21 protein-coding genes and 2 tRNA genes are annotated in these 19,499 nt (G+C 41.5%); 16 read left to right on the top strand and 7 right to left on the bottom strand.

Annotation, left to right across the window (positions count from 1 at the left end; translation table 11 throughout):
• The first annotated feature begins 815 nt into the window (after positions 1-815).
• The 12 genes from NBH06_RS13040 (at position 816) to NBH06_RS12985 (ending at position 12,659) form a co-directional block, all read left to right on the top strand.
• The gene (locus NBH06_RS13040) at positions 816-2,039 is read left to right on the top strand and encodes a tyrosine-type recombinase/integrase (RefSeq protein ID WP_250794720.1); all 1,224 of its coding nucleotides are present in this window, start codon (positions 816-818) and stop codon (positions 2,037-2,039) included.
• Positions 2,040-2,062: 23 nt separating this feature from the next.
• A complete protein-coding gene (locus NBH06_RS13035) occupies positions 2,063-2,905 on the top strand; it encodes a hypothetical protein (protein WP_250794718.1) in 843 nt (280 codons plus the stop codon).
• Positions 2,906-3,153: 248 nt separating this feature from the next.
• Positions 3,154-3,444, top strand: a complete 291-nt coding sequence (locus NBH06_RS13030) for a helix-turn-helix domain-containing protein (RefSeq protein ID WP_250794716.1) — start codon at positions 3,154-3,156, stop codon at positions 3,442-3,444.
• Entirely contained in the window at positions 3,441-3,977 is a 537-nt protein-coding gene (locus NBH06_RS13025; RefSeq protein ID WP_250794713.1) for a hypothetical protein, read from the top strand. Before NBH06_RS13030 ends, NBH06_RS13025 begins: the two co-directional genes overlap by 4 nt.
• Before the next feature lie 12 nt (positions 3,978-3,989).
• The gene (locus NBH06_RS13020) at positions 3,990-4,265 is read left to right on the top strand and encodes a hypothetical protein (protein ID WP_250794711.1); all 276 of its coding nucleotides are present in this window, start codon (positions 3,990-3,992) and stop codon (positions 4,263-4,265) included.
• Positions 4,266-4,307: 42 nt separating this feature from the next.
• Positions 4,308-5,051, top strand: coding sequence for a DUF6291 domain-containing protein (locus NBH06_RS13015; RefSeq protein WP_250794709.1), 744 nt, complete (start codon positions 4,308-4,310; stop codon positions 5,049-5,051).
• Complete coding sequence (locus tag NBH06_RS13010; protein WP_250794707.1) at positions 5,017-6,384, top strand: replicative DNA helicase; 1,368 nt, start codon at positions 5,017-5,019, stop codon at positions 6,382-6,384. Before NBH06_RS13015 ends, NBH06_RS13010 begins: the two co-directional genes overlap by 35 nt.
• Positions 6,385-6,523: 139 nt before the next feature.
• A complete protein-coding gene (locus NBH06_RS13005) occupies positions 6,524-6,799 on the top strand; it encodes a hypothetical protein (RefSeq protein ID WP_250794705.1) in 276 nt (91 codons plus the stop codon).
• A 20-nt stretch (positions 6,800-6,819) separates the two neighbouring features.
• Positions 6,820-9,819 carry a phage tail tape measure protein gene (locus NBH06_RS13000; RefSeq protein WP_250794703.1) on the top strand — a complete coding sequence of 1,000 codons (3,000 nt, stop codon included), beginning with the start codon at positions 6,820-6,822 and terminating at the stop codon, positions 9,817-9,819.
• A gap of 121 nt (positions 9,820-9,940) precedes the next feature.
• The gene (locus tag NBH06_RS12995) at positions 9,941-11,722 is read left to right on the top strand and encodes a hypothetical protein (protein ID WP_250794701.1); all 1,782 of its coding nucleotides are present in this window, start codon (positions 9,941-9,943) and stop codon (positions 11,720-11,722) included.
• A gap of 50 nt (positions 11,723-11,772) precedes the next feature.
• Positions 11,773-12,267: a terminase small subunit-like protein gene (locus NBH06_RS12990; RefSeq protein WP_250794699.1), complete on the top strand. Its 495-nt coding sequence runs from the start codon at positions 11,773-11,775 to the stop codon at positions 12,265-12,267.
• 161 nt (positions 12,268-12,428) lie between these two features.
• On the top strand, positions 12,429-12,659 hold the full coding sequence (locus tag NBH06_RS12985; protein ID WP_250794697.1) for a hypothetical protein: 231 nt from the start codon (positions 12,429-12,431) through the stop codon (positions 12,657-12,659).
• A 779-nt stretch (positions 12,660-13,438) separates the two neighbouring features.
• Here NBH06_RS12985 and NBH06_RS12980 read toward each other — a convergent pair.
• From NBH06_RS12980 to NBH06_RS12970, 3 genes are all read right to left on the bottom strand, one after another.
• Entirely contained in the window at positions 13,439-14,035 is a 597-nt protein-coding gene (locus NBH06_RS12980; RefSeq protein ID WP_250794695.1) for a hypothetical protein, read from the bottom strand.
• Positions 14,036-14,113: 78 nt separating this feature from the next.
• Positions 14,114-14,875: a Fic family protein gene (locus NBH06_RS12975; protein ID WP_250794693.1), complete on the bottom strand. Its 762-nt coding sequence runs from the start codon at positions 14,873-14,875 to the stop codon at positions 14,114-14,116.
• A gap of 3 nt (positions 14,876-14,878) precedes the next feature.
• The gene (locus tag NBH06_RS12970) at positions 14,879-15,139 is read right to left on the bottom strand and encodes a helix-turn-helix domain-containing protein (protein ID WP_195632609.1); all 261 of its coding nucleotides are present in this window, start codon (positions 15,137-15,139) and stop codon (positions 14,879-14,881) included.
• Between the two features lie 208 nt (positions 15,140-15,347).
• On the opposite strand from NBH06_RS12970, the gene NBH06_RS12965 reads away from it, so the two are divergent.
• The 4 genes from NBH06_RS12965 to NBH06_RS12950 all read left to right on the top strand — a co-directional run bounded on the left by NBH06_RS12965 (position 15,348) and on the right by NBH06_RS12950 (position 17,082).
• Complete coding sequence (locus NBH06_RS12965; protein ID WP_250794684.1) at positions 15,348-15,635, top strand: hypothetical protein; 288 nt, start codon at positions 15,348-15,350, stop codon at positions 15,633-15,635.
• Between the two features lie 107 nt (positions 15,636-15,742).
• Positions 15,743-16,075 carry an SH3 beta-barrel fold-containing protein gene (locus NBH06_RS12960; protein WP_195632606.1) on the top strand — a complete coding sequence of 111 codons (333 nt, stop codon included), beginning with the start codon at positions 15,743-15,745 and terminating at the stop codon, positions 16,073-16,075.
• Between the two features lie 176 nt (positions 16,076-16,251).
• A complete protein-coding gene (locus NBH06_RS12955; RefSeq protein ID WP_250794681.1) occupies positions 16,252-16,794 on the top strand; it encodes a hypothetical protein in 543 nt (180 codons plus the stop codon).
• 102 nt (positions 16,795-16,896) lie between these two features.
• Positions 16,897-17,082, top strand: coding sequence for a hypothetical protein (locus NBH06_RS12950; RefSeq protein ID WP_250794678.1), 186 nt, complete (start codon positions 16,897-16,899; stop codon positions 17,080-17,082).
• A gap of 527 nt (positions 17,083-17,609) precedes the next feature.
• On the opposite strand, the gene NBH06_RS12945 is transcribed toward NBH06_RS12950, so the two are convergent.
• The 4 genes from NBH06_RS12945 to NBH06_RS12930 form a co-directional block, all read right to left on the bottom strand.
• Positions 17,610-17,693, bottom strand: a tRNA-Leu gene (locus tag NBH06_RS12945).
• Positions 17,694-17,701: 8 nt separating this feature from the next.
• Positions 17,702-17,774: transfer RNA gene (locus NBH06_RS12940), tRNA-Gly, on the bottom strand.
• Between the two features lie 192 nt (positions 17,775-17,966).
• Positions 17,967-18,455, bottom strand: a complete 489-nt coding sequence (locus NBH06_RS12935; protein ID WP_250794676.1) for a hypothetical protein — start codon at positions 18,453-18,455, stop codon at positions 17,967-17,969.
• Complete coding sequence (locus NBH06_RS12930; RefSeq protein ID WP_250794674.1) at positions 18,452-19,444, bottom strand: aldo/keto reductase; 993 nt, start codon at positions 19,442-19,444, stop codon at positions 18,452-18,454. The genes NBH06_RS12935 and NBH06_RS12930 overlap by 4 nt, the downstream gene beginning before the upstream one ends.
• Positions 19,445-19,499 lie beyond the last annotated feature (55 nt).

Here is a 19,499-nt window from a genome sequence, read left to right as displayed (position 1 = left end):
TTGGTACAAAAGTATGTGACGGTATGTACGATTTTATGGCATGATTGAACAAAGTTTGAAAAGATCTCTTGTTTGTCAATTCTTTTCAACAGAGAGAAGAATGTATCAGGGGGTACTTGATATAGGTGGAATTGATGGGACTTAACCCCTCCGTCCTGCGGACACCTCCCCTATATTTTGCTGAACAAAACACAGGGGAGGAGGTTAAAAAAGCACGCCGATAGTGTCATACTAATCTTTCGCTGTTCTAAGAGTTAGACAAGGAGTATTGCGGCTCTCTTTTGTCGTGTGATTTTTGCCGGTAAGATAAAAAGTATTCAATCTTCTCCCCTGTGTCGCAAAGCAATATTTGATTGTATATATTAACCCCCTCGCCCTACGGGCACTCCCCCTATATTTTGCTGCGCAAAACACAGGGGGAGAGGTTGAGACGTATTCCCTTTTCGTTTCTGTTCCGATTTTATATGCGAAGCCCCGCAATGCTGCGGGACACGGCAGGGGAGGAGGACAAACACGAACAATCCCCGTTAATTATCGACAGAGCCGTTTTGGCGGGGTGGACATTTTTGGTGTTTAAAATAAAAAAGGCTGTTAATCGTAAGATTAACAGCCTTATGCAGTACCCGAAGGGGGTGTAACACCGTGAAAAAATGATATTAAAATCTGAATATAAGTGCAAGAAAATCAGATATGAAAATAATTTTGTATTATCTTATGTATTCAAATTTAAGATTATATTTTCATGTTTTTGGCTACCCTTTGGCTACCCAGAATAAAAAAATTCCTATATTTGTAAACAAAGGAATTTAAAAGAAATGGCTACTAAAAAAAAGTTGAGGAGCGATAATACATATATTATTAGTCAAGATACGACAGATAACCCCAAACTTGGGGCTAAGGTATTATCGGACGGTAGAGAAAGTTTGTTTCTCGATTATTATTTGGGGTATCAAAGAATATATAACGAAAAACTTGGCAGAGAAGTTACGAGGAAAGACCGGAAAAGGGAGCATTTGTCTTTGTACCTCTGGCAAGCACCGAGGACACCGATAGAGAGGCAACAGAATAAAGATACGTTGGAATTGGCAAAAAAGATAAGGTTTGAGAAGGGGCAGGAACTGTTAGAAATGACAGAAGGATATAGACTTAAAAGCAATAGAAAAGTAAATTTTTTAGACTATTTCCAGACATATATAGATAATTACACTAAGAAAGATATTAGAATGGTCCGGATTGCATTTGGGCGGTTTGTCGATTTTCTTAATGAGACACCGGAATATAACAAGTATAAGGATATGATTAGGCCAGATCAGATTACTAAGGATATGATTCTATCCTTTTCAGAGTATTTGCAAAGCAGGAGTGTCGGGGAGGGGGCGAGAAGCCTATATGCACGTTTTAAGAAAGTGATAAAACATGCAGTCGAGCATGGTGTAATGCGGATAAATCCGTGTTCCGGGATTTCTATAAAAGTAGATGACAGCCAACTAAGGAAAGAAATACTATCACAGGAGGAGATGCAACTTTTGATAAGCACAAAACGGGAAAATGAGAATCCCAATATAAGAAGGGCATTTATTTTTTGTCTCTACTGCGGTTTGCGATTTTGTGATGTTAAAGAGCTTACATTTGCCGATGTGGACTATTCTAATAAGCTGTTGAGGTTTGAGCAGAATAAGACAAAAGGACATAGTACTAAAAGCGGAGTTGTTATACCTCTTAACGATAGTTTGTTAAAGTTGATAGGTATGCCGGCAAACACCAATAGCAAGGACGATTTGATATTTCCTTTGCCGAGTTATGAAATGTGCTTAAAATCATTAAAACGTTGGGTAAAAAGAGCCGGTATCAATAAAAATATTAGTTGGCACTGTGCACGACATAGTTTTGCTGTCAATATCCTTAATAACGGAGCTAATATAAAGACGGTATCGAGCCTTCTGGGGCATAGTAGCCTACAAATGACAGAAAAGTATATGCACGCCATAGACAAGCTAAAACAAGACGCTATAAACAGCTTGCCGGAACTTGATATTTAATAAACTTATTTATACAGAACGATATGGAAAACAGGGAGTCAGAAGTTGATATGCGGCAGCTTTGCAAAGAGTATTATTCAAAGATTCTATTATTAGAAAAAAAAGGTTTTACACGTTGTTATTATAGGTTAGATGAAAATATAGTCTTTGTTAGAAGATTGTCTAAAATTGGATCAAAATTCTCGGATTTTGAAAATATAATCTTGGGGCAAATTCGCATTGAATATCAATTTGAACAGATAGAAAACAGCCCAATAGATTTAAAAACAAAGGCGGAAATTTTGTTTGCTATGAGTACAAAATCAAAGATGTATATAGAAAAGTATATAGATTATACGGGTTATGCATATATGAAATTTGGAATGCATGATCCTGTTAATGACTTGTATCATTATTTACAGGATATAAATACGAAAATTTATAAATGTTTGCGGAAAACAATGTGCCAAATAAGCATAATAAATGAGTATAGCAATTCAACTAAAATAACGGTTGATAAGGATAAGGATATTATGCTTATTGAGAACGAAGAATTAAAGGATATAATTGACATCGCATTTGATAAGGGGCTTATTGACAAAAATAACAATTGGTTAGCCACAAAACAATTACAAGATTACTTTTGCCAAGAGGTATCATCAAAATTGAATCTTTCAAAAAAATATTCAAACGGGAGTCCGACTACAAATTGGAACTTTTTTAAATTAAAATTTGGGTGGAAAAATTTAGGGAATGCAAGAAAAAGCTGGTTACAAATCAAGGGAATGGATGCACATGGTAGAGATGGAGATAATAATTTTTTACCACAAGGACATGATGTGGTAGATGATATTTTCAATGAATTGTGTTATACTTCCACAGAATAAACGTTAAAAATACTCTTATATACTGGTAGTAATAAGTAAGTTTTCTGTTTTTTTTGTGTGATTTTGGTTCAAAATGACTAAACACACCGGTGTGTTACCGGTGTGTTTTTTTATTTCTTATACCCTATATCTTTGCCTGTGTATTCATTGAATAGTGAGTGTAAGCCTATTTTGATGAATACGATTGGCAAAGACGGGATAGTCTTACACCTATACCCTGAAAGCCTTAATTCTCAAATCAAAAAAATATGAAAGAGAATACAAAGGAGGTTGCCGATTATATTGCGGCAAACATTATCAGTACTACAAAAACAGTATTGACAAGTGAAGAAGCAGCCCGGTACATGGGTATATCGATGAGTTATTTGTATAAGTTGACAATGGGGCGTAAAGTTCCTCACTACAAAAGCCCAACCGGTAAAATGTGTTATTTTAATAGATCCGAGCTTGAAGAGTGGATGCAGAGTAACCGGGTATCTACCGACGATGAGGTCGGGCAAAAAGCGCAAGAATATTGCATGAAAGGGGGTGTAAAATGATAACCCCCAATATTATCTATTATGCCCGTTTGTCGTTGGAGAGAAACGGCAGTAAAACACCTAAGTATGTGATTACGGCGACCGCCGGCAACTATGCGCCAATGGAGAAATTAAAAGGCCGTGACGGTCGTGTATCTATGTTCCTCGTGCCTAAGACGAGCTACAAATCAAGTGCGCCACAGATGAGGCTACAAGCCAAAGACAGCCTAAATTTTACAGGATTGAAGGATTATTTTATGGACGGTAAAATGAGCGGTTATGCGTATGGCTATGCCCCGACGGTGCGAACATACACTGTAAAAGGGAAAGAAAAGCCTAACCCGCTATATGGGCATGAAAACGACGGCTTTCTGTTCATAATCCACCAAGATGAGACCGCCACATCGGAAGCCGAGAAAATCATACCGTCGGAAATAGAGCTTATAGTGTTGGAGGGTGCAAAAGTGCTCATACCCTCGTATTGCAAGCAGTTATGTATGGGTGGTTTTAATGAGATTCTTAGTTATTTAAGGAAACAATCAAATGTATTATAATTATACAAGGCGATGAAAAGAAATGCAAAAACAATAGAAGAAACGAGCAAATACAAAATAGTTGTCGAGAACAGATTTGATAACATACCGCTCACCTTTAAGATATGGAAAAATAAGAATCTGAAAGAGCTGAAAATAGACGACGGATTTGCGAGGGCTGTCGGGTTTAACTCACTGGAAGATATGAAGGATAAGGTGGGTGAGAGCATTATAAAATCTATTGGATATTTCCCTGAATGGACGATTTTAGAGGAAGCGGATCCACTTAATAACATAGGATTGAATTAGAGCAACAAACCGGACAAATCGGACACTTAAAAAAAGGATATTATGAATAATAATTCAGACAAGGAAAACCCGAAACGAGATGCTTTTTCGTTCTTTTGGAGTTTCAAGGATGCTATAATGGGACTTGAAGATGAAAATGAAAAACTCGCCATTTATGAGGCTTTGACCGATTACGCCTTTCTAGGTATTGAGCCTACCGATTTAACCCCGATATGTAAAATTATTTGGAAGTTGGTAAAACCAAATATCGACTCATCGATTAAACGTTATGATGCCTGTGTAAATAACGGCAAAAAGGGAGCGGAATATGGTTCTTTGGGGGGTAGGCCAAAGAAGAAAAAAGAAACCCCAGAGGAAACCCCAAAGGAAACCCCAGAGGAAACCCCAAAGGAAACCCCTAAGAAACCCCTTAATAAGAATAAGGATAAGAATAAGGATAAGAATAAGGATAAGAATAAGGATTTAAAAGAAAATCTATGTATAGACATAGATGAAAGAAAAAATTTTCTTTCAACCACCGTCTCGGAAGATTTTTTGAAATTCAATAACTGGTTAAAGGAAAATTGCCCCTTTGTTTTGAAGGTGGCAACTCAAATGACGGAGAAACAGTATAACCAAATTTTGGGACAATACAGTAAAAAAGACCTTTGCGAGGTGCTTCAAAACCTAAACAACTGGAAAGATTTTCCCAAAAAGAGAACATCGGTATATATCAGTGTTATCGACGAACTGAAAAAGAAAGGAGGAAATAATGGGACTGCACGAGGATTCAAGAATGCTGTATGATACCGAATGCGAGAAGTTGGTATTGGGTACTATCCTGTCAAAGCCCGGAGAGCTTGAAGAAGTCCGGGAAATATTAACGGCGGATTGTTTTTATAATAGCCGCCATAGGGATATTTACAAAGCTATTTTGTCGGTATGCGACAGAGGCGAAGAAGTAAGCATGATTTCCGTATTGCCGGAGCTTCAAAAATCCGGATCGGAAATAAGCCCTTTTGAGTTGTCGGAAATATCCGGCCATATATCCGTGGATAACCTGTACCAATACGCAGCACGTTTATACGACCTTTCCCGGCGTAGAATGTTCTGGAAAATCGGGCAGTACCTCATCAAGGCCGGGACGGAGGAAAGCGAGGATATAGCCGACGTACTGAATCATGCAAAAAACAAATTGGATTCTGTTTTTGAAGATTCAACCGTGGAAATATACAAAGTCCGAGATACCATAAGACAGCTTTACGAGCAAATTAACAAGAACAGCAGCAACAACCACGGGATAACGGGAGATAAGACGGGGTTCTATCAGCTCGACGATAAAGGAGGGCTTCAAGGTTCCGACCTCATCATAATAGCGGGCGAGACCTCGCAAGGTAAAACCTCTCTTGCAACCTCGATAGCCTTACATGCTTCTGTTTCGGGTGGTAGAGTCGCTTTTTATTCCCTTGAAATGACAAAGTTGCAACTAACCGCCCGCCTCGCAGCAATGGAAAGCGGAGTTCCCTCGACCCAGATATTATACAGGAAGTTGGCAAGCGACCAAATAACCGATGTCGATCGAGGGGTATCTAAATTCATGAACGCAGAATTATATTTTGACGACAGAAGCAACAGCAACATAGACGCCATAATCAACTCTATACGGTCGATGAGGCGTAAATACAACATTACCGGAGCCGTAATAGATTATATCCAGATTCTTAACGTCAACATGAAAGGAGCCAACAAGGAGCAGCAAATGGGCGATGTGTCAAGAAGGCTTAAAAATCTGGCAAAGGATTTAGGGATTTGGATAATAGCCTTATCGCAGTTGAGCCGGGACAGGGCAAACCCTATACCGACAATACACCGTTTGAGAGATAGCGGGCAAATAGCAGAGGCGGCGGATTCCGTTATACTTGTTTACCGGCCGGAGCTAAACGAAACGACCAAAAAGATATACCCGGAACCTTTTTCCGATATAGACCCCAAAGGCACGGCGATGATAGACGTTTGCAAGGGTAGGAACACGGGAATAATCAAATTTATAGTCGGTTTTGACAGTCAAACCACAAAATTTTATCCTTTGTCGGAAATGCCGATGTTGGCAGACGGCAAAGAGGATAATATGCCGTGGTAATTAGATGAAGCGAAATAAGGCGATTTAAGAGCGTTTCTTTCCTGTTTGGTATAATTTATCGTTTTCAAGGAGAAACCTCCGCAAATCTAAAAAGAATAGGCAATAAGACGCATTTGTGATACAATTAAACATTCAAGCTATGGAAGTAATAAAAGAAGATTGCAATTACCGGATTGTCGTTAAGCGTTTGTGCGGCTATCCGATAACGTTCCGTCATTGGAAACGGGGCGATGTGGTTGAAATTAAGGTTGACGACAATTTTGCCAAAGCAAACGGTTATCAATCCGCTACACATTTCCTTGAAAATATACAATGTTTCAAGGAATATTTAACCCGAATAGGCCGAGTCCCGGAATGGGTTATAATAAGCCCGAAAGGGGAATTTTATTTTAGAGACATAAGCATGTTAAATTAACTAACCAAAAAAATAAAAAAATGAGAGAAAAAGAAATTCTTATCGGAGTAAAAATCCAAGTGAACAACGAGAAGGCAATACGGAAGATTGTCGAGAGTCAGAAACAAATCGACGAGCTCAAAAAAAAGCAGACGGAATTAACCGAGGCTTTCAAGGAGGGAGCGATTAGCGAGGAGGAATATAGAAAGGGAATGGAGGAATACCGTACCCAAATCGAGCAAAGCGCATTCAAAGTGCGAGCCCTACGGAAAGAGATACAAAACAACCTCCGAATCGAGGAAGAACAAAAAGGGTCGTTGAAACAACTGCGTGCGGCACTCTCGAACCTTACGGCCGAGTACGACCGATTGAGCCAAGCCGAGCGGGAAGCCACCAAAGGCAAGAGGCTTGAAGATAAGATAAACGGGGTAACCAAAGCGTTGAAAGGAGCGGAGGAGGAAACCGGTCGGTATTACAGGAACGTCGGCAATTATGACAATGCCATAAAGGAGGCTATCGGCTTAAATTCCGATTTTGCCAAAACCCTGTTTGAGATAGCGGAAGGCGGCACGGGGGCGACGACGAAGATAAAAGCCTTTGGCAAGACCCTTTTATCCCTCATCAAGAGCCCCTCATTTATGGCTGTCGCCGGCATTGTCGGTGTAGGCTCTGCCTTCAAATGGTGGTATGATTATAACGCCGGACTTGTGGAGGCAACCCGATTGACAAAGCAGCTGACAGGTTTGTCGGGGAACGAGCTAAAACAGTTCAGAAACGAGGTGCAAGCCATATCGGACACATTCGGGAAAGATTTCCGGGAGACACTGAACACGGCCAACGCCTTGACGAGACAGTTCGGCATATCTACCGATGAGGCTGTTTCCTTGCTGAAAGAAGGGCTTATCTCCGGTGCGGACGTATCGGGAGAGTTTTTACAAAACGTCCGTGAATACTCGACATTCTTCAAAGAGGCCGGATTGAATGCCGATGAATTTATAGCCATAGTCAGCCAGACGAACAAAGACGGCCTGTTTTCCGACAAGGGTATCGACGCAATCAAGGAGGCAACGATCCGTTTGCGGGAAATGACGACCGCCACGTCCACGGCGTTGGAAAATATAGGCTTAGACTCGAAGCAGGTACAAAAGGATCTTGTAAGCGGAAGCAAAACGATATTCGATGTTATCCGGGAAATATCGGCCAGACTTGGAGAGCTGCCGGAAAACTCCGCCGCCGTTGGAGCCGCAATAGCCGACATATTCGGAAGTCCGGGAGAGGATGCCGGGCTTCAATATCTGAAAACCTTGAAGGACATAGATACGAGCATGCAAACCGTGATGAAAAGCTCCGGCGAGCTCGGAGAATTGCAGAGGGCACGAATAGACTCTGAAATAGAGCTTCAAAACGCCATATCGGAGTTTGCAGACATAACCGGCGGCACGTTTGAGGCGCTGCAATCCAAGATAAAAACAGGTTGGAATGCGACTATGACGGACATAGTTAAAACAATTAACTCACAGATAAAAAGGGTAAAGGGAATGTTCGATTTTGTCGGGGGGCTCATAGACGGACTTAAAGGTGAGCCGACATTTACCATTCAAGAGCCAAAGGAGGAAGTCCTCAACGATACCGATCCGAACAGGTTAACACCTTCACAACAGGCGGCTCTGAATTCTCAAAATAAATGGAAGAAGAAGCAACAGGAAAACCTAAACCGTCAGGAGAGGGAAGAAAACGAGAAAAGAATGAAGATGTTACAGGAACGCCAAAAGAAAGAGATAGCCGCCTTGCGAGCCCTCAGAGACGCAGAAAACTCGCTCATCGAGGACAGTGCGGAAAAGCAGCGAGCCACCATAAACGCAAGCTATGACGACCAAATCGAGGACTTGAAAAGATACCTTGAAACCGAGGGCAATTTGACCCCCAAAGCCAAAGCCGCCGTAAACGAGACTATCGACCGACTGAATAAAAAGCGTACCGCCGACCTCGCTAAGGTGAATGAAAAGGAGATGAGGAACCAGTTGCAGCAAGAGGCCGACTACATACGGCAGAAACTCGAACTTTCCACGGAAGGCGATTATCAAGAGTATGATTTGAAAGCCAAGTTGCTCAAAAAGGAAATGGAGATAGAGCTATCCAATACCGAGCTTACGACCGAGCAGAAAAAGCTAATCGAGGAACGTTATCAAAAGAAGCTCGACGAAATGACATCGGAGCATGAGCGGGAAAAACAGGAGAAAGCCATGAAAGCATTTGAGCTCGAATTGTCCAACAGGTTGGCGGAAGCCAAGATAGCCGGAGAAGATGAGCTGCAAGTCGAGCTTGAAAATGCCAAGAAACGGCTTGATTCCTTACAGCAGTTAGAGGGAGAAAGCGATGCCGAGTTCAAAGCCCGACAACTTGAAGCCCAGCAGGAATATTTGGATGCCAAAGAGGAACTCGCCCAGAGGGAAATAGAGATAGAACAGGCGAAACTGGATGCGGCTTCACAGATTACGGGAGCTCTATCGGGTTTATTCGAGCAGCTCGGAGAGAGCAACAAGGCGTTTTTGATATTGTCAAAGACATTAGCCCTCGCCGAGATAGCCATAGAAACAGGAAAGGCAATCGCCAAACTGACATCGGCAAACGCATGGAAAGGAATAGCCGGTATAGCAGAGTCAGCCGCCGGAATTGTTCAAATTATCTCCAATATGACAACCGCTATCGGCATAATCAACTCGGCCAAGTTCGCCAAAGGCGGTCTTGTAGAAGGCCCCGGAACAGGGACGAGCGACAGCATACCCGCTATGTTGTCTAACGGTGAGAGCGTGATAACGGCGAGAGCGACCTCCATGTTTTCCCCGATATTGTCGTACATAAATCAAGCGGGCGGAGGTGCGCCTATTGTGGTGGAAAAGGGTAGCCAAGCAATGGGCGAAGATATGATTGCGAGGGCTGTCGCCAAAGGAATAAAAGGGATTCAACCGGTCGTTTCCGTAACGGAGATTAACAAGGTTGGCTCACTGGTTAATGTGGTAGAGAATTTGGGTGACAGGTAGAGAGTGAAAATAAGCCGTTTTAGGGTGTTTCTTTGTCTTGGTAAATCTACACGAGAACAAAGAAATGCTCTCAAACGGGCTAAAAGGCATATAAGGCAATGTTAAATTTAATAACAAGGATATGAAAGAGGAATTGTATATCAAGGGCGAAAGAGTCGATTTGAGCGACGATGAGATAACACTCAATTTCAAGAGCAATTTGTTGGGGGACATTTCCAAAATAACAGCCTCGAACAGCTATACGATAAAGCTACCGAGGACGAATAAGAATATACGGCTATTTGATTTTCCCGATGTTGCTGGGCATGAGAGTTACATGATGAGGGACTATTTCAATGCGGAGTATTACAGGAATGGACTCAAACTGTTCGACGCAAAAGCCGTTCTTATATCGTGTAGCGAATCCGGCTTTAATGTGGCCTTGACTTGGGGAATGAGTGAGAAATTTATTCAGCTCATGAACGATGATAAGAGCATACAGGAGTTTGCCGATATGGCTTTGCCGTGGAACAGCTCTACGACCTACGACAACGGACTGGTTGACGGTCAACTGTCACACGGTTATATCCGTCATAATGCGGGTATAGATGTGGATTCCAACCGAGACAAGATATTTATACACCCGTCCGTAAATTGCATGAGGCTGTTGGAAGAAATAGCCTCATATTACGGTATCGCAATGGATTGGGGAAGCTATAAGCAATATATAGAACTGTTGTACTTGCCCCTCATCTCCCAGAAAGCAAACCCCAAATACAATTGGTTTGAAGCGGAAATAACAGGAATTGACGAAGATACACAAGGGGTTCAGTTGAGGCAAGTAAATGCGATTCAGAATATACGGATTATCACGGGTAACGATTGGAATGATATATTTATTCGCAATACGAGTAACTGGAAAGATTGGGAGATGGATTTGTGTATATCGACGACCGCCCCTGCCGGTAAAAATGCGGTTGAAGTCATGATTTTTAATTCAACTCATGTTTTGGGTATATATTACCTTAAAGCCGATGAACTGGGCGTTTGCAGACATAAAGGCAGTATGCCTTTCAGATTGGAAGGATATAGCGATATTACGATACAAATAACTTCGATTTATAGATTAGGGACAATCAAAAGCTATGTGAAGATAACCGACCCGGATATAACCGAAGATGTTGCTTATGGAGGTGTTTACCCGATCGGCTCTAACCTGCCGGATATATCGGTAGTCGATTTTATAAAGCAAATATGTTGGTTGTTCGGTCTTTTTGCCATAAAAAGCGATATGGGAGTATCTTTCATACCGGTAGAAACGATAATAGATAACAAGGGAAATGCAGTCGATTGGAGTAAGAAATTAGTACCGACAGGGTGGACGGCCAAAGAGACCTCATACACGTTTGGGGACTTTGCACAGAAGAACTATTTCCGTTACGAGGAGAACGAGAACGCCAAGAGTGCCGACGGCTATATGGTTGTGCAAAATAAGACTCTCGACTATGAAAAAGACTTATTGAAACTTCCTTATACTGCCGGGGGTGACAATGGGGACATGAGAGCCGTTCCATATTTCAAATGGAGCGACGACGGTACGATCGTGGAGCTTGTTGATTGTGGAGACAGGATTATGCAGCTTGTAATCTCTTTTGATAGTCAAGGCAAGGAGGATGCCCGTTTAGACTTTTCAGACCTTAAATTTCAAAACCGGGTATCACGTTTCGGCTTGTCTTCTTATCAAGACCTCATCAAGTCGCCGTTTGTGATTAAGGACACATTCAGACTTACGGAGATAGATTTGAAAAACATCGATTACACGATACCTGTGTATATAGAGCGATATGCGGCATTTTTCGCTATTATCTCTATAAGGTCGCAGGGCGATTATTCAGAATGTGAATTGTTGAAGTTGTTATCGTAAACGATTGGAAATAATTAGAATAATGTGTATCTTTATAAAAAAATAGGGGTATGGAAAGAGGAAAATACAATGAAGTTAAAGATGAGGTGATAAGTTATATTCGGGAAGGCGATACCGTAAAAATGGCCTGTAAGAAAGCCGGTATTATTCGAGATACGTTTTATCGTTGGCAAAGGGATAAGCCGGAATTTGACGAGGCTTTGAAGAAAGCCAGAAAAGAGTTTCGTGAAACTATCGTTCAAACGTTGGAGCAATCACTTTGGAAGCGTGCTGCCGGTTATGAGGTTGAGGAGGTTAAAAACGAGTATAGGACTTTAAAGGACGGGAGTAAAGTGCTTGTAAAGTCAAGCGAAATAACGAAGCACTTCCCACCAGATACAGGCGCACTTATATTTGCTTTGACGAACTTAGACCCTGAAAATTGGAAAAACAAACAGGATAATAGGCTTTCTGTCGATGAGAGTGTAGGCGGATTTAAAATATCTGTTGTACACAGAGACGGTACGCCACCGATAGCCAACAGTGAAGATGACATCGCCGATTAGTCGGTTTGTTGTGAAATTTGTATATTTGTATTTAATTGTAATCTCTTTTTGCTAAACCAAGACCCCCCTTTTGTATGGTGGTGTAAGTGGAAACACGAGATCGGCGTTTTTTTCTCCTGCCATGTACGCCAAGCAATAGGGGGCTTTTTTTTGAGAATGTAATGAAAGTCCACGAATGTATGGAAATAAGCCGTCCTGTGTTGGAGGCGATGAGGCGTGTCGGGGTTAGGCTGGACGATGTTCGATACCTTGACATGTACAAACGTTTCTTATCGATGAAAAGGGATTGTTTGAAAGTAACGTATATCGCCGAGAAATTGAGCGAGGAATATAATATAAAGCCGAGGCAATTTTACTACATTGTAAAAAAAATGGAGTCCGTTATAGAGTGACTCGAATGTGATCTAATGGGGTGTGCTGAAAATTCAGCTAACCCTATGTTTTTGCCGTTTCTGTCGCTTCTATGGCGTTTTTACCTCTTTTCCGATATAGTTATCAAATAAATATAGAAACGCTCTTATAACGCAAATATTTGTGCTGTTTTTTAATACCCCTTTTTGGGGGATTTAAAAGGGCGTTTTTTTAATTCCGTAAAATCTACGGATTTAACATTAAGATTGTAACATGTTGATTATTAGTTTGCGGGGATTTTTCCTTTCTAACAAATGGAATATTTTAATATAAAATGTTGCCGGAAAACGGAATATTTTTTACACCTTTGTTACCGGCAAGCGGTAGAGTTTATAAATACCCTGTCGGAAATCCGAAAAAACTATGAATCAAATGTTTAATTATATACCTCATCAAAGATGTATTTTACATACCCCAAAAATGGTATATGTAAAAACATAATACCGGGGAAATGGGTATTTAAGGCTCCGCAAGTTTGTAAAATGGCTGAAAATCAATGTAAAGGATATTTTGCGGACACATCGATTCAATCTAAAACATGTTATAAAACATATTTACCTGTCTAATAGAAATGCAATCGGGCTAAATAATACGCATGAAATTGCGTGTTTATAACGGTCGATCGATGAGGGGTAAATTTATGGATATGGGCAAAGTGCGGAAAATCTTCCACACTATTTTACGCTCATTGATGAGGTATAAAAAAAAGGGTCTCACCAAAATTGGACATACCCCCTAAAATACCTCTGTGTTATATACCCTATTCTGTCTTTTTTATGGCTGCAAGAGCCTCTGACAAATACGATATATCCTTCAATGTAAATTCATACTGACTTAACAAATTAGACTCCCTACATTCAGCGATAAATTTAACTTCTCCCTTACCCTGTTGTAAGAAGGCTTTTAGTTTTTGTATATATTTTGTGCGTACAGAATTATATCCATACTCGTCGTTAATAGTTTCAAATTCCAAAATTTCCCCGTCGCTTCTCTTTGCTTTGAACTGGAATGTGTCTAAATAGCCTTTTACGGGGTGGTTCCTGTTGTATTCATACAAAGGTATGTGAATATTTGATTCATCGATTATAAACTCAACACCTAACTCTGAATTTGTAGTTGCTGAATTGCTAAATTTTCCGGTGCAACGGGTAAATACATATCCCTCTTTTGTCGGTTCTCCAAAGTCGTCAACGTAATATGAGACTTTCCAAATGCCATACTCGCCTTTGTCCTTGTTTATTTTGGGGAGTTCGTTTTTGGGGGAATCGGCTTGTTTTTGTTCCTGTTTGTCCGTTTGCGGGGTTGATGTACAGCTTATAAATGAAGCAAGCACCAACAAGAAGCATAATTTTTTCATGATACGATTTTTTTAGTTGAAATGAATGCTCAAATGTAATAAAAATCTTAATTCTCTTTAATTCAAATTCAGACAATACTATCCTACAATCGAGAGATACCGGCTTAAAGATTCTATTTCAGCCCGTATAACGACCTTTTGGAACTCTACCGGGTTGTTCTCCGTATGAGAGGCTTCCAATGCCTTGTAATAGCTTATTTTGCCCTCGTTGCTGCCTTTGAGATTTACCAGCGTATAACCGTTGCGGAGTAAGTATAGATTCATCAGAAGCCGAGATGTGCGCCCGTTCCCGTCTATAAACGGGTGTATGCGTACCAACTCATCATGAAGGTAAGCCGCAATGAGTACCGGGTGAATGCTTTGCTCCTCCATTTCGGCAAACCTTGTCATAAAAGCCTCCATTTGTGGTTGTATCAAATACGGCTGTGGAGGGACATGTGTACTTCCCGAAATCATAACAGGCACGCCCCGATAACGTCCGGCATTCTCTCTGTCTATTCCATGTAGCACAATAGCGTGTATTTCCTTTATTGTGCGCTCCGATATTTCCATACCTCCCTTTGCAAAGTCTTTTATGTAGTCTATCGCCTCAACGTGGTTAATCGCTTCAAGGTGTTCCCGCATTGACTTTCCGGCGATAGTAACTCCCTCGTTCACTACTAACTCCGTTTCTTGCAGTGTGAGCGTATTTCCCTCGATCCGGTTGCTTTCATAGGTGTATTCAATGGCAAACGCATTCTCTATCTTTTGCAGGGCATCCGGTGGTAATGGGCGCAGCCCCAACAAACGGGCTTTCAACGTGTCGCATTGAAGCAATAACTTTGTTATTTCCTCGTTCATGGCTTAATCTTTTGACTCGGTTACCTTTAACTTGGTTCCACATTTAGGGCAAACTATTGTATTACTTAGCTCGTCCGCAAAAAAATCCCCGACACTGCATCCTATTACATCGGCAATCCTTTGTAGCGTGTCGATAGTTGGATTATTGTTAATAGATTGAGATAATGCGCCACGAGTTATTGACTTGCCGTGTTTACTCTCCCATTCGTTCGCTATACGTTCAATAGTATAGCCATGCATTTTAATTACTGATTTAATATCCATAAAAATAATGTTTAGTTATTACTAACGGCAAAGATAAGTATAAATAATATATAATTTAGAAATAACTACTCAATAATTATAATTTGACATGGTTTAACTAAATGCTTGTTTTGTATTAAATATTAGTTAAAGCTAACGAATCGTTTGTCGGTCGTTAGTTTTAACTATACATTTGTACCAACAAAGTCAAACAAAAACAAACAAGGATATGAAAACGAAAATCGACAAATCGCAACTTTTCAAAATGGCATGGGTAATGTATAAACGCTCTATCTCGGTTCTCGGCCGTGAGTTCTGCCAATCGTTCAGTGCTTGTTTGAGGAATGCATGGTTTAAGATGAAAGCGGAAGCCCGCAAAGCCGAAAAAGAGGCTCGCCGGTTAATGAAAAAGTCGGAACCCGCACAAAAGCCCGAATCGGTTGTATTTGACGCAACAATGGAAAGAGGGATAACGGAGTATTACAGAAGCCAAAGCGGGCGTTATTGCGGAGATTGATACACCAAATACACGTGCTCTTCCAAAACAGCATGAGACGGTGGACCGGTCACTGGGGAAACAAAAACCGGTCCACTTTAATAGAGACCAACAAAATAAATAAAGATATGAGTACACGGAACAGAACACAATTAAGCGAGATTATGAGCCTTGCATGGCAGTTTGTAAAACGCAACGGATATACGATGTCGGAGGCTCTCAAAACGGCATGGGCAAATATGAAGTTAAAAGTACAAATGAAACATCGGATCGTTCGGTTTTATTTCCGCAAGGTAGACGGGACGATTAGAGAGGCATACGGGACACTGAAAGAGTCTATACTACCGCCGACACAGGGCACAGGAAGAAAGGCAAATGAGACGTTGCAAACGTACTATGACACCGAGAGACAGGAATATCGCTCTTTTAAGCGGGCGAACTTGGTAGAAGTATGCAGCTAAAAGGGGCGGTTTATTCGCTCCGGGGTTCCCTATCCCCTAAAATAGGGTTTACCCTTTTTTTATTTTTATGTAGGGATTGTTTTGCTTGCAAAAGTAACCCAGTCCGTCGATAGCGGACGTGTCCGGGAGGATTCCCGCTATTTCAAACATAGGTTAAACAATAAACTTTTTATTATATGGAAACAAATGAATTAAAACAGACCACCACCGTAGAGGATTTACTAAACACAAATGAACAATTAACACAGTCTTTAAGAGATGCTCTTATAGGAGCTGAACAATTCCGCAAGGAAGCAGAAAAGGAACGGGAAAGGGCAAATATGCTTGAAGATAGGCTATATCGTCAATCTGTGGCAGACGATAAGATTAAAAGGAAAATTGTAGATGATGATGAGGTAAAGAGTTTGCAACATCTATGTAAAAACATAAACAAGTACAATATTCAAAAGCTGTTAGAGCTGTTTGTTGAAATTGACAATCCGCAAGGTTGGTGCGAAGGGATAGCAAAAATTTCCATGATAATATCCGACCTTATTACCCGTAAGGCTCTTGAAAACGATGATGAGGAATATATATATCCGCCGGACTATGCAGGGGCATTTTACACTCTTAAAATACTATATGATGCCTTTTTAAGCATGGATAAAAAATATACACCAAAATCCTTTGATATTCAGTTTTTGGTAACAACCCAGTGCAGAGAATCTATTATTCAGTAAAATGTTCAGTCAATGGTGACCCCGTCGTCAATCCGGGCGGCGGGCACAATACACAGCGATGATATGGAGCATAATATTTTTAATATTAACATAGAGATACCGATGTTTATAATATATCGGCTCTCTATGGAGTTGCAAGACCCCGAACAGCTATTGCAAACGGTGATAGATGTAATTAAATACGCCTCATGTGGCATAAGCCCGGATAGGCTAATAGTCTCGCCGGAGCTGTGGGAATGGATAAAAACAGAGATAGCCAAATACAACTCTTTTCAATCGCCAATGTAAAAACATAATTTATTGATTATCAGTTTGAGCGGAATTTTTCGCCTTAACTAAAATACTGGTTATCAATTTGTGCTCAATTTTGAGAGAAAAGGATATTTTCAATATGCCCTTTTATTTTGTACATATATAAATGGCTTTGCCCTTGACCTCCCTGCACCATATCTGCCCTAATTTTGCCCTTAGATTTGCCCCTCATCGATGAGGCATAAAAGAAGGGGGTAGCCAAATTTGGACATACCCCCTCTTTCTAATACCAGACAAAAAAAGGATAACTAATAAGGACATACAAATATACAAATAATACTGAATAGCGCAGAACTTCATGCACTATTATGCAAATCTAAATAGGGGGAATTTCCCCTATTATTATATGATCTTCATAGGGGTATTACCTGTATGATAATCTTCTGCATACGTATATAAGAATGGAGATAAAACAGGGGGATAATGTGTCGATTTTGGCTACCCTTTGGCTACCTGTAAAAATAAATAGAGCTGAAAATCAAATGATTAACAGCTCTATACAGTACCCGAAGGGGGACTTGAACCCCCACAGCTGCAATAGCCAAAGGATTTTAAGTCCTTCGTGTCTACCATTCCACCATTCGGGCAGCCTTAGAGCGAAAAACGGGACTCGAACCCGCGACCCCAACCTTGGCAAGGTTGTGCTCTACCAACTGAGCTATTTTCGCAATTGCGAGTGCAAAGATAAAATGCTTTTTTGTTTTTGCAAAATTACGGCTCGAAAATCTAATGGAAAGTTTTATTTGAGACTTTCCCGCCCGATGGAGGGGAATTTTAAGTCGTGTTTTTGCTGTATTTCTTAACTTTTCTCCTCTTGTTTACATTAAAGCAGGGGTGGAGTTCTTAGCTAAAAGTCGATATCAACGGTATATTAACTGGCCTCCGGCTGAGCCATAGGGAGCTATATTGTAACTTTGCAAGAAATAACGACCGTCTTTTGCCGTCCCTGTCATGGGACCTCCTGTGGTGATGTCGTAGGTGGAACCGCATTTGGGGCATCTTAGGCAAAGATTGTTCTCGTCGAATTCGATTCTTATGTTGGAGTTGATTTCTACGGGACAACAGAGGTCGTAGACGTAGGGCACACCATGTTCGTTAGTAATAAGCATGAGCCCTCCGTATCCTGTGGCCGAAGATAGGGTGTAGGGAAATCCTGCCGGAATTTTCTGGTTGAGAATGAACCGGCGGTGTATGAAACTACCGCTTACACCGTATTGGTCCCACATGGCTTGGTTGGCAAATTCTACCCGGACGGCGGCAGCTGGGATGCGGTCGCGGTCGCCTCCGTCGCAGCTTGTAGCGATGATTGTGATAAGGAGGAGAATGAGAATGCTGCCTGTTCGTTTCATTTCAATATGTTTTCTATGAGTTCTATTTCGGACGGTGAGAGGGACAAATTGTCCACTGCATGCAAACTGTCTTTCAACTGGTCGAGGTTACGGGCTCCGATAATTACACTACCGATTTCTTTGCGGCGTAGTATCCAAGCGATCGCCAATTGCGATATGCTTTGTCCTCTTTGTTCTGCGATTGGCCGAAGGCGGGCTACCTTAGCGATTTTATCCGGAGTGACATCGGATTGTTTCAAGTAACCTTCGGGACGGGCTGCTCGTGAATCGGCCGGTATGCCGTTCAGATATTTGGAACTGAGTATGCCTTGTGCCAACGGGGAGAATGCCACTACCCCGATGCCTTTTTCCATACAAATTTGCAGGTGTTCTTTTTCTATGTGACGGTCGAACATGTTGTAGCGATCTTGATAGGCCAAACACGGAACGCCGGCATCGTGCAAGTAGTTCAAAGCATACAATAGCTTGTCGACCGGATATTTGGATAGTCCTATGTATAAGGCTTTGCCTTGCCGGACGATATCGACGAGGGCTTGCATGGTTTCATCGATGGGGGTAATTCCGTCGTATCGGTGGCTGTAAAAGAGATCGACATAGTCGAGGTTCATTCTTTTCAGGCTTTGGTCGATACTTGCCATGAGATTTTTGCGGGAGCTGCATCCTCCGTAGGGGCCGGGCCACATTTCGTGCCCGGCTTTCGACGTAATGAACATTTCGTCGCGATGTGCGGTGAAACTTTGTTTCATCATGCGCCCGAAGTTTTCTTCGGCACTGCCTGCCGGGGGGCCGTAGTTGTTGGCTAAATCGAAGTGGCATACTCCGTGGTCGAATGCATATTCGACCAATTCCAATCCGGTGGCATAACAGTCGGTGTTCCCGAAGTTGTGCCAAAATCCGAGGGATATGACGGGTAGTTGTATGCCGCTGTCTCCACATCGGCGATAAAGCATTCCGTTGGTATAGCGGTCCGGTTGAGGTTTATATTCCATAATTGTCGTATGTTTAGAAGCAGTTCGATTTACTGCTATGAAAAGCTCGTCTACG

This window comes from Barnesiella sp. B2-R-119, from assembly GCF_023656675.1.
Lineage (GTDB): Bacteria > Bacteroidota > Bacteroidia > Bacteroidales > Barnesiellaceae > Barnesiella > Barnesiella intestinihominis.
Note: the sequence above shows the minus strand (reverse complement) of the source record. Positions and strands in the feature narration are given on the sequence as shown.